This window comes from Microcoleus sp. PH2017_28_MFU_U_A (genome assembly GCF_020738035.1).
Taxonomy (GTDB): Bacteria; Cyanobacteriota; Cyanobacteriia; order Cyanobacteriales; family Microcoleaceae; genus Microcoleus.
In genome coordinates, this window is sequence record NZ_JAEQCX010000075.1 from 23,004 (window position 1) to 34,269 (window position 11,266).

The following is an 11,266-nucleotide window of genomic DNA, read 5'->3' on the forward strand; positions in this document are numbered from 1 at the left end:
ATGCAGTCAATTATTTATTTCTCAGTCAGAAACTGCGCTAATTCGGGAATTTCACCAGCGCGCTGCCACTCGGCTTCACCGCGGCGTACTTTGGTGCGATCGGTAATCTTCTGAACCTCCAATAGTTGCAATTTGGTATATGGCCCTTCAGGTTGACCGCTGCGAAATACATACCATTCAGAAGCCTCGGGAGGTGATGCCACCCGTCTCACGGATTTGACTCGGTTCATACCCGATTCAAATTTCATCTGATTGAGTTCTTGCTCTATGGGATCGATCGTCTTGCCACGATTTGTAGAAGGCGAAGAAGTTGCCAATTTTTGAGAGGCTTTGTGGTTGATCTTCCAAAGCCACGCACCTACGACACCAAACAAACTAAAAACGCCTCCCCCAACGGCAGGTATTAACGCAGGATGAGGCGGGCTGTATTTTTCTGGCTGCGCTGGGGTCGGGGCTGGTGTAGGAGTTGGACTAGAGCGGTTGTCGTAATCTGAGTAGTCTTTATCTCCGTAATACCGTCGATTGCCGCGAGGTCGCTTCTTTTTTTGAGCGTAAACCGGAATAGAAGCGACTAGAGCTGAAGCCCCAGTAACTAAAAGTAGCAGTTTGCGGCGCGACAGCTTAGAATTAGTCATTTTTCTGGTAGATGATGGGTATCACTATTTTCCCAGAACATAACAATATTGCGGTCATCTGGTAGAAAAGTATTGTTTTGATAATAAGATTTTATCAGATGTTAGGGTCAGCTTTTGTATTTGTAAAAAGACCAGACTTGATGATTCGATCAACCCAAATATTTGAAATTGTCAATAAACGCTCTATTTTCATCGGGAAACATTGCCTCAAAATTTTGGTAAATATGTCGCATATTCGGAAATTTCACTAAGTTTCACAGTTTTTGACACACTCTCGTGCTTTGCAAAACTTTTCCTGCAATTGTTCTCGCACATTCTCTAAGGGAATTCCCTCACCCCGCGATAGTTCCGCCTCCGCTTGCTCAATCGACTGACGCAGTTCCTCCTCCCACTGCGAATAATGCTTCTGGGTTTGCGCCAGAGTATGGAGGGCTTTGGTGATTACCTCTGAGGGCGAACTAAACGACCCCTGCGCCAATTGCGCCTCGATCAATTGCATCTGCTCTGGACTTAAAGTAATATTCATTACGCCACCTCCCTCAGACTGATCCATGTTTTAACAATAGCGCTACATCCGGGCACTCTCGATCGCCCCAAAACCCTTCCTGATTACAAATCCGATCGCTTGTCGCTGCTTTCGTCATCGCCACAATTGCTAAATCAACAACTCAACCGCGCTATAACGATCGCATTAATATCGAACAAATTCCGATTTAGAGTCAACATAATTTTCCTTCTCTTTCCCTAAAAGCCTCGGAATCTCGATCGAACTCATGAAATACTCTGGCAATTTTTGATTGACAAAAAGGATTATTTCTAGTATGCAAGCTCGAAAATGGTGTTAAACTCATCTGACTCGGAGAATCACCCAGCCGGAAACAACAGGCTACAATCAATAATAGATTCTATTTCCATAACAATACTGTTTATAGCTTGAACTCCTCAGTGCCCTACAACAACACCTCAACTCAATCCTTTCAATTTGACTCAATTGACAGCGCCCTGGCAGACCTGAAAGCAGGTCGGATGCTGGTAGTAGTCGATGACGAAAACCGCGAAAACGAAGGCGACGTGATTTGTGCCGCCCAATTCGCCACCCCCGACAATATCAATTTCATGGCAGTACAGGCCCGGGGTTTGATTTGTCTGGCATTGACTGGCGATCGACTCGATCGCCTAGAACTGCCTCTCATGGTCAGCAAAAACACCGACAACAACCAAACCGCCTTCACCGTCAGCATCGATGCAGTCAACGGCGTCAGCACCGGCATCTCCGCCGAAGACCGCGCCCGCACCATCCAAGTAGCCATCCACCCAGATACCAAACCTCAAGATTTGCGCCGTCCCGGTCATATTTTCCCGCTGCGGGCGATCGACGGTGGCGTCCTCAAACGCGCCGGTCACACCGAGGCCTCCGTTGACCTCGCCAGACTCGCCGGCCTCTATCCCAGCGGCGTCATCTGCGAAATTCAAAACCCCGACGGTTCGATGGCGAGGTTGCCCGAATTGATCGAATACGCCAAAACCCACAACCTCAAAATCATCAGCATTGCTGACTTAATTAGCTACCGCCTCAAGCACGATCGATTTGTCCGCCGCGAAACAGTCGCCAAATTGCCGACTGAATTCGGCGAGTTTACGATCTACGCCTACCGCGACACTCAAGACAATTCAGAACACGTTGCCATTGTCAAGGGCGACCCGGCAGAATTTAAAGACAAACCCGTGATGGTGCGGGTGCATTCCGAATGTCTGACCGGAGATGCTTTGGGATCCCTGCGCTGCGACTGTCGGATGCAACTGCAAGCAGCACTGAAAATGATCGAAAATGCCGGTTGCGGCATCATAGTTTACTTGCGCCAAGAAGGTCGGGGGATTGGACTGGTCAATAAACTCAAAGCTTACTCGCTGCAAGATATCGGATACGATACCGTAGAAGCTAACGAACGCTTGGGCTTTCCCGCCGACTTGCGGAACTACGGCGTTGGAGCACAAATGCTTAACGATTTGGGAGTGGAAAAAATTCGGTTGATTACCAACAACCCGCGAAAAATTGCCGGTTTGAAAGGTTACGGCATTGAAGTAGTCGATCGCGTCCCCTTACTCATTGAAGCCACAGATTACAACTCGATCTATCTGGCAACCAAAGCCGAAAAACTAGGTCATATGCTGCTGCAAACTTATTTAGTCACAGTAGCGATTCAGTACGAAACGAAGGAAGAAGGAAGAAGGAAGAAGGAAGAAGGAAAAGAGGAAGATTCGGCCATTCAAAATCGGTACGAACACCTTGAGAAACTGCGGCATTTGGTAGCAAGTCGCGATTTACTACTGCAAGAAGAAGCGCGGCCGGTGGGAATAGCCCTGTTCGGAGAAAGCTCCCTCATCGTTCACCTCGGCTTCGACCAGGCCGGACTCGCAGCCCCCGATTGGTACAAAGATCCAAACCATCCTTACGTCAGGGCGATCGGGCAAATTCTTGAATCTATCAGCACAGAACCCGACTTGCAAACATTAGAATTCATGGTTTCCTCCGGCGCAGATCCGCTCAAAACCCTGCAAGTCCAGCTCGATCGCGAAAGCTTGCCCCTGGAACAAGTCGCGTCCGCCTGTGCGAAACTTCAACCTCAAAAAATCTATAGTTTTTCCGCTATTCCCGATTCTGCCCTCGGAATGTCAAGCTAAGGTCAAGACTAGAAAGGGCGAATCGATATGGAAATGAACGTTGGTGACTTTTTGCACCGGCTCGACCTCAGGGGACAACCGCTTAAAGGCACCAACCTCGGCGGTGCAGAACTCCGGGGAGCGAACCTCAGGGGAACAGACCTCCGAGAAACCAACCTGAGCGACGCAATTCTCAGGTATGCAGATCTGATCGAAGCAGATCTCACCCGCGCCAATCTTAGCGGGGCGGATTTAGCTGAGTCATTTCTGAATTTAGCCAACCTCACCAGAACCGATTTGACCGGTGCTGTCCTCCGAGAAGCTACTCTCGTGGGAGCAGAACTCACGGGAGCCAACCTCAAACAAGCAAGTTTGATCAAGGCCAATTTAGTTGGAGCCAATCTCCAGCAAGCCAACTTAACCAGAGCCAATCTCAGTGGAGCAGATTTGCGAGGCTCTCAGATGACTGGCGTTATTTTAGACAAGACAGTCTACAACAACCGGACAATGTTTCCCGACGATATTGACCCCGCTGCATTGGGAGCAATTTTGCTAGCTCCCAATGCCTCGCTCCCGGGCTTAAATCTGGCTATGGTAGATTTGACCGGAGCCGATTTAAAAGGGGCCGATTTGCGGCGGACAAACTTATATAAAGCTATTTTATTTGGAGCAAAGCTCGATCGGGCAAACTTAGCAGGAGCCAACCTCAGCGCAGCGGACTTGAGGGAAGCCAGTCTCAGCGGCGTCATTTTAGAAAAAGCTGTTTACAGCAACCAAACATTGTTTTCAGAAGGCATTGACCCCCGTCTGGGCGGAGCTTATTTAATTGCTCCTAATGTATCGCTGCAAGGGGTGAACTTAACCGGAGCCGACTTAAATGGGTCAGATTTAAGCGGAGCTAATTTGAGCGGTTCTAACTTGAGTTCGGTCAATCTCAAAAATGTAGACCTCAGTAAAGCTAGTTTAAAAAAAGCTTATCTCAAAGGTGCAAACTTGGAAGGAACAGACTTGAGAGGAGCCGATTTAAGCGGCGCAATTTTGCATCAAGTAAACTTGAGTTCTTCTGACCTCCGGGGTGTAGACTTAACAAGGGCTGACCTCAGCGGCGCTAATTTGAGCGATGCCGACTTGAGGGAAACAGATTTCACCGGAGCTACTTTGCTGTTCGCTAACTTGAGCGGCGCCGACTTGAGAGGTGTAGACTTGACAAAAGCCGACCTCAGCGGCGCGAAGTTAAACGAAGCTGACCTCAGAAAAGCAGATTTGATGAGAGTAAATTTGGAGGGAGCCGATTTAACTGAAGTAGACTTGAGCGATGCTCATTTATTCCGAGTTAATCTCAGAGGTGCTAACCTTAAAGGTGCAAATCTTAAAGGCGCAAGTTTAAAAGGGGTATCTTTGACTGATGCTTATTTGAGCGAAACGGATTTGACTGATGTAGATCTGAATCCGAGTTTCTTTGAACTACCATTAGAATCGGAATGGTAGTTGACAGTTGGCAGTTGGCAGTTGGCAGTTGGCAGTTGACAGTTAGCAGTTGGCCGTTGCTAGTTGCTAATAATTACGAAATAACAAATAAACAAAAACGAATCACAACTGACGAATCACAACTAACAACTGCCAACTAACAACCCAACGACCCGCGAGCGGGGAAGCTGACAACTAACAACTAACGGGAGCATCTCAGTTTTGCATATAGTGCGAGCGTCCCCGCTCGCGATTATACTGCTCGCGATTATACTGCTCGCGATTATACTGCTCGCGATTATACTGCTCGCGATTATACTGCTCGCGATTATACTGCTCGCGATTATACTGCTCGCGAGCGGGGACGCTCGCACTATAATGAAAAATGCTTTTTTCAAAAATGAGATGCTCCCCAAATAACAAATAACAACTAACAACTAACAACTGACAACTGCCAACTGACAACTGACAACTGACTAATGATTAATGACAAACCGTTAGGCTCTGTTATTCAAGGTTCCCTCAGCAAGGGATTAGAAGTGCGACTGCACGCCGACGTTTCAGTGGAAGATATGAGGGTGGGGAAATTTTTAGTAGTGCGGGGGGTACGATCGCACTTTTTCTGTATGCTCACCGATGTGTCTCTTGGAACATCCAGCAGTCGGATTTTATCCAATCCTCCCAACCCCAACGACGATTTTCTCCTCGCAGTCCTCGCAGGTAGCAGCACCTACGGTACGATCGAGCTTGCGCCCATGTTGATGCTGACTGCGGAAAAAGAAAAATCTCAAGCCATCTTCAATCCCACAGGTAACGGAGTCCCCGATAAAAAGCTGGCTTTAGGAAATTTGGGTTCTTTTGAGCCGCAAAGTGGCGCCGATATGGAATTGCTGCCGGTGAAAACGATTCCCAGCCACTTTTCCCAGGTGTTTGATGCCAAAGAAACCGATTTTCGAGCGGTTTTTGGCTGGGAAGATGATCCATATCGCCGCAATTTTGCGATCGGCAAACCGATTGACATGGACGTGGCTGTGTGCTTGGACTTAGACAGATTTGTGGAACGCAGCAACGGAGTTTTTGGTAAGTCTGGAACAGGAAAATCTTTTTTGACGCGCTTGCTGCTGTCGGGCATTATTCGCAAGCAAGCTGCTGTCAATCTAATTTTTGATATGCACTCGGAGTACGGGTGGGAAGCGGTTTCCGAAGGAAAACAATTTAGCACTGTTAAAGGTTTGCGGCAGTTGTTTCCCGATAAAATACAGATTTATACTCTCGATCCAGAGTCTACAAAGCGCCGGGGAGTCCGCGATGCTCAAGAGTTGTTTTTGAGTTTCGAGGAAATTGAAGTGGAAGATATCTCGCTAGTCCAGCGGGAGTTAAATTTGTCGGAAGCTAGTATCGAAAATGCGATCATTTTGCGAAATGAGTTGGGCAAGGGTTGGATTAACAAGTTGCTGGAAATGACCAACGAAGATATTCAAATGTTTTGCGAAGAAAAGCGGGGAAATAAATCTTCGATTATGGCTTTGCAGCGGAAATTAGAGCGTTTAAATGATTTGAAATACATTCGCAAACGCTGTCCCAAAAATTATGTCACTGAAGTTTTGCAGTGTTTGGATAGTGGGAAAAATGTAGTAATCGAGTTTGGTTCGCACTCGGATTTGCTGTCATATATGTTAGCAGCAAATGTGATTACTCGCCGGATTCACGGAGCTTACGTGCGGAAAGCTGAGAAGTTTTTGATGAGTAAAAATCCGTGCGATCGCCCGCAACCGTTAGTGATTACCATTGAGGAAGCCCACCGCTTTCTGGATCCGGCGATCGTGCGATCGACTATTTTCGGGACGATCGCCCGCGAAATGCGAAAATACTTCGTAACTCTGCTGATTGTAGACCAGCGTCCCTCCGGTATCGACGGCGAGGTGATGTCGCAAGTCGGCACGCGGATCACAGCTTTGCTAAACGACGATAAAGACATCGATGCTATCTTTACGGGCGTTTCTGGAGGCCAGAGTTTGCGATCGGTTTTAGCCAAACTCGACTCAAAACAGCAAGCTTTAGTTTTGGGGCACGCCGTACCGATGCCGGTAGTTGTCCAGACTCGTCCCTACGATGAGCAATTCTACAAAGAAATTGGGGATATTGACTGGCAAGAAATGCCGGATGAACAAGTGTTTGCTGAGGCAGAATCTGCTAAAATGGATTTGGGATTTTAGATGAGACAAGATTGCTTTCCCAAGCTGTCCAATCTGAAAATAATCTGCGTTTATCCGTGTTTATCTGCCTTGCATCTGCGGCCCGGCGATCGAAGATTTATGCAAAAATTCTAATAACAACCAACTGTCAAGCGGTCAACTGTCAACTGTCAACTGTCAACTGTCAACTGTCAACTGAATGAAGCAAGGGCTTTTGCCCTCACACCCGTCACCCCTCATCCCTAACTTCATAAAAATTGGATAAGGTTAAATATTGTTCAGTCGATCGGCAAAATTTAACTCAAATAGCCAAACATCCCGCTCTTAATATATCTTTACTCACTGACAGCAAAAGTTGATTAGCATATTTAAATAAAAATGTCAAGAAATATTTTAAACGGTAAGTCGCAGCGAATACGGCGATCGAGTTCGGTTATCTCGCATCGCAGCATCTAGGCAGCGAGAAAAATTCAAGCGATGATGGAATAGAGAGCTAAACAAAGCCCTCGAATTGCATGAGTCTGTTTGCATGAGCGTGTTTGCTTGAGTCTGTTTGCATGAGTATTGTGAAGTTGAGTTGCACTTAAAACTAGCAGGGAATTGAAAACCTTAAGGAAAAATGTAGAATCTTGACCTTAAGACAGAGGTTTTTACCCTTTACGAGCCTCAAAATTTGGAATAATATTGAGAAAAGTAAACTCAAATTCACTTCGCCTAGAACTAGCCGTTAAAGCTAGCAAGCTACGGAAAATCGACGGGGATTACTGGAAAATCAAGCATAAAAGTAATCCAATACCACAAGCTTCTACCGATCGTCACCGATAAACAGGAGGGGTAACATCCCCCCTGTCGCAGTCTTTATCCCACTTGTAAAAGTGGGACAGGGTATCACCAACTTTTTATCTGTTGTTACAAGGAGTGCAATACTCACCCATGTCCACTACCACCCCCAAAACCAAAACAGTGAAAGCCGATCGCATGGGCAGCCGGCCATACTCCTCAACGGATACGGTTCGTACCTATCTGCACGAGATCGGTCGAGTACCCCTGCTAACCCGAGAAGAAGAGATTGTTTTCGGGAAGCAGGTACAGCAAATGATGAAATTAATCGAAGCAAAACAAGCGCTTGCTAAAGAATGGCAGCGAGATCTGACGAATGAAGAGTGGGCTGCCCAAATGGAGTTGACCGAAGCCGAACTGAACCGGATCTTGCAGTTAGGGCGGCGCGCCAAGCAAAAGATGATTGAAGCGAATTTGCGCCTAGTAGTTGCGATCGCCAAAAAATACCAGAAACGCAATATGGAATTCTTGGATTTAATTCAAGAAGGCACCCTCGGTTTGGAACGAGGAGTCGAAAAATTTGACCCGATGCGGGGATACAAATTTTCTACCTATGCCTACTGGTGGATTCGCCAAGCAATCACTCGCGCGATCGCCCAACACGCCCGCACCATTCGATTGCCAATTCACATCACCGAAAAACTCAACAAAATCAAAAAAGTGCAGCGGGAACTCACCCAGCAGTTGGGCCGTTCTCCCTCGCCTGCGGAAATTGCCACCGCCCTGGAACTGCAACCTTCCCAAATTAGGGAATACCTGCTGATGGCAAGACATCCAGTTTCTTTGGACTTGCGCGTAGGAGATAACCAAGATACGGAACTGCAAGAACTCTTAGAAGACGAAACAGCATCTCCAGACAACTACATTACTTCGGAATTGCTGCGGCAAGACCTCAATACCTTGATATCAGAACTGACCCCCCAGCAACGAGATGTGATTGTTCTGCGCTTTGGTTTGGAAGACGGCACCGAAATGTCTCTGGCGAAAGTCGGAGAACGGCTCAATCTCAGCCGCGAACGGGTGCGACAGCTAGAACATCAAGCCCTCGCCCACCTGCGGCGGCGTCAGTCTCAAGTCCGAGAATATTTGGCTAGTTAGTCACTAAAAGAGTTGAGATTTTCTCCAAATCTCAACTCTTTTTTTGTGCAGGCGCCTCCGGGAAGGATACTTTTATCCCAAGCAATTTTGAATTGATATCATGTCCGGTCGATCGACCAAAATAAGTAAAGTTCGTAGTGCGGACTTCAGTCCGCTTTTTGGCCAATTGACCAAAATAAGTAAAGTTCGTAGTGCGGACTTCAGTCCGCTTTCTGGCCAATTGACCAAAATAAGTAAAGTTCGTAGTGCGGACTTCAGTCCGCTTTTTAGATGCGGACTGAAGTCCGCACTACGAACCCTTTTTGTGATGGTCATGCACTGGACACGATCTGAGTGAGGTACAGATAGTAATACCATTTTTTTAAAGTTATGACAGACTTTTGCAAACAAGGGAAACGAGAGAATTACAACGTCTTGTCGTCCTTTATCTCTATCTGATCTTTAGAAAAATGGTATAATGGGTAATTGGTAGGCTGACGAGTACAGAAGAGAGATTTGAAAAGCGCTATATTTAAGATGTCGATCGCACTTGATGGGCGATCGCAATTTATCAAAACTAAGGAATGAAAATTTAATAACTTACACGCTCGATGATTGTTGTGGGATGGGCGGGAGAGCCCGTCCTTTCTGCACGGGCTCTCCCGCCCATCCCACCGGGCGGGCGATCGAAAATTCAAGTTAATATTCAGGATTAAGCCAAATACCCGGTTTCTGTAATATCTCTTTGAAACAGGTACAAGAAGGGCGGCGCAGCAGGTATTTGAAACTTTGGGGCAAGCAAGTGGTTTTGACTTATTCGATCGTATTAACAAGCACTTTAGAGGCGATCGCCCTTGCTCTCTCGCCCGGTAACTTCAGCATCGAATTTCCCCTAGGCGAGGCACAGCAATCGGACATCAAATCCGGCCTTTTCACCTCCCAATCCCTCCCAAATGCTGCGCCAGATACCGCTAGCACAGGTTTAGCAGAGGGTATATACCTCTACGGCCAGTCGAGCCAGCCCGATCGAATTAAAAAAGAATATTTTGTATTTGAAATGCGACAGAGTAAAGTAGTCGGCGCTTTTTACCTGCCTCGGTCTGCTTTTTACTGTTTTTACGGCACTGCGGAGCGAACTCAGTTAAATTTAACAGTAGTGGACACTTACGACGGCAGTCGCTCTCCCTACTCCGTAAACCTGCAACAGTATTACCCTATTTGGGCCGTCAGCGACAACGATCGGCGCATTTTAGGTATTTGCAAGGAAGCTCACAAACAGCAGGTTTGGGGAAATTAATACTATTTTCGATTTTCGATTGGGGATTAAAGAATTGGGAATGATTTACTGCATAAGAGTTTGGAGTTTCCCTACAGTTGCATTCATTGGTGAAAATCGTCTAACCAATACCTGCGCGATTTTCTTGGTTTCTTGGGTATATTGACACTCCCCTGCCTAAAGGCGAGGGGATTCTTTGTTCATAGACTCAACTTGCTCAGACAGGATTTCTGAGCGTCAAAGTAGAGGTCGAATCTCCCAAAGCGTTCGGGTTTAAGACCCAAGTTCCGGTATGCCCTACCGTACTCAAGGCTAATTTCAGAATATTAATCGCTGCGTTCCAATCCCTATCCATAACAAACCCACATTCACAAGCGTGGGTTCTTACGGATAGGGATTTTTTTACGATTGCACCGCAATTTGAACATTTTTGCGAAGTATAAGCAGGATTGACTGCGACAGTTACCCTGCCAAACTTTACGCCAAAATACTCCAACCACTTTCTGAATTGATACCAACCAGCATCGTTAATTGATTTAGCGAGACAGTGATTCTTTACTAGATTCTTTATCCTCAAATTTTCATAGGCGACCAAATCGTTAGATTGGATTACGCAACGCGCCAGTTTCTTGGCGTGTTCTTCACGTTGCCGACTTATTTTGAGGTGTACTCGCCCTAATCGATTAATTGCTTTCTTGCGGTTGGCAGAGCCTTTCTTTTTGCGAGAAACACGGCGTTGTCGAAACTTCAACTGTTTCTCGCTTTTTCTGTAAAACTTGGGATTCGGTTCAACATGACCATCGGAGTCTGTATAAAACTCTTTCAGTCCCACGTCCAATCCAACTGTTTTACCTGCTGGCGTTGTATCTACATTGTTGTCAGCGCTGATTGCAAATTGAACGTAGTAGCCGTCAGCGCGACGTATTAAGCGAACTCGCTTAATTTGATCGATTTGGTAGAAATTAAGATCCCACGTTCCTTTTAGTTTGAGCTTGCCAATTCCCTTTTTATCGGTAAATGTGATTTGCTTCCGAGTTTCTGAGAGTTTCCAGCCGCTGACTTTATACTCAACTGAGCGACTGTTTTTCTTGAAAGTCGGATAACCTTTCTTTCCG

The 11,266-nt window shown here is 46.5% G+C and carries 8 protein-coding genes and 1 pseudogene; 6 read left to right on the forward strand and 3 right to left on the reverse strand.

All coding sequences use genetic code 11. The annotated features are described in order from the left end of the window. Positions 1-14: 14 nt before the first annotated feature. Both JGK14_RS19180 and JGK14_RS19185 read right to left on the reverse strand, forming a co-directional pair. The gene (locus tag JGK14_RS19180) at positions 15-635 is read right to left on the reverse strand and encodes a DUF4339 domain-containing protein (protein ID WP_293317822.1); all 621 of its coding nucleotides are present in this window, start codon (positions 633-635) and stop codon (positions 15-17) included. Between the two features lie 247 nt (positions 636-882). Next, positions 883-1,161: a ribbon-helix-helix domain-containing protein gene (locus tag JGK14_RS19185; protein ID WP_293314282.1), complete on the reverse strand. Its 279-nt coding sequence runs from the start codon at positions 1,159-1,161 to the stop codon at positions 883-885. Between the two features lie 419 nt (positions 1,162-1,580). On the opposite strand from JGK14_RS19185, the gene ribBA reads away from it, so the two are divergent. The 6 genes from ribBA (at position 1,581) to JGK14_RS19215 (ending at position 10,172) form a co-directional block, all read left to right on the forward strand. Beyond that, positions 1,581-3,317 (forward strand): bifunctional 3,4-dihydroxy-2-butanone-4-phosphate synthase/GTP cyclohydrolase II, encoded by a 1,737-nt coding sequence (gene ribBA, locus JGK14_RS19190; RefSeq protein ID WP_293184258.1) that lies wholly within the window; start codon positions 1,581-1,583, stop codon positions 3,315-3,317. 27 nt (positions 3,318-3,344) lie between these two features. Continuing rightward, positions 3,345-4,784, forward strand: a complete 1,440-nt coding sequence (locus JGK14_RS19195; RefSeq protein ID WP_293197319.1) for a pentapeptide repeat-containing protein — start codon at positions 3,345-3,347, stop codon at positions 4,782-4,784. Next, complete coding sequence (locus JGK14_RS19200) at positions 4,778-4,924, forward strand: hypothetical protein (RefSeq protein ID WP_293184262.1); 147 nt, start codon at positions 4,778-4,780, stop codon at positions 4,922-4,924. Before JGK14_RS19195 ends, JGK14_RS19200 begins: the two co-directional genes overlap by 7 nt. Positions 4,925-5,242: 318 nt before the next feature. Then, positions 5,243-6,979, forward strand: coding sequence for a helicase HerA domain-containing protein (locus JGK14_RS19205; protein ID WP_293184264.1), 1,737 nt, complete (start codon positions 5,243-5,245; stop codon positions 6,977-6,979). Between the two features lie 912 nt (positions 6,980-7,891). Further along, a complete protein-coding gene (locus JGK14_RS19210) occupies positions 7,892-8,896 on the forward strand; it encodes an RNA polymerase sigma factor, RpoD/SigA family (RefSeq protein ID WP_293184266.1) in 1,005 nt (334 codons plus the stop codon). A 724-nt stretch (positions 8,897-9,620) separates the two neighbouring features. Then, entirely contained in the window at positions 9,621-10,172 is a 552-nt protein-coding gene (locus JGK14_RS19215; protein WP_293197318.1) for a hypothetical protein, read from the forward strand. A 156-nt stretch (positions 10,173-10,328) separates the two neighbouring features. Here the strand turns inward: JGK14_RS19215 and JGK14_RS19220 are convergent. Next, positions 10,329-11,266: pseudogene (locus JGK14_RS19220) on the reverse strand (RNA-guided endonuclease InsQ/TnpB family protein); the annotation flags it as partial.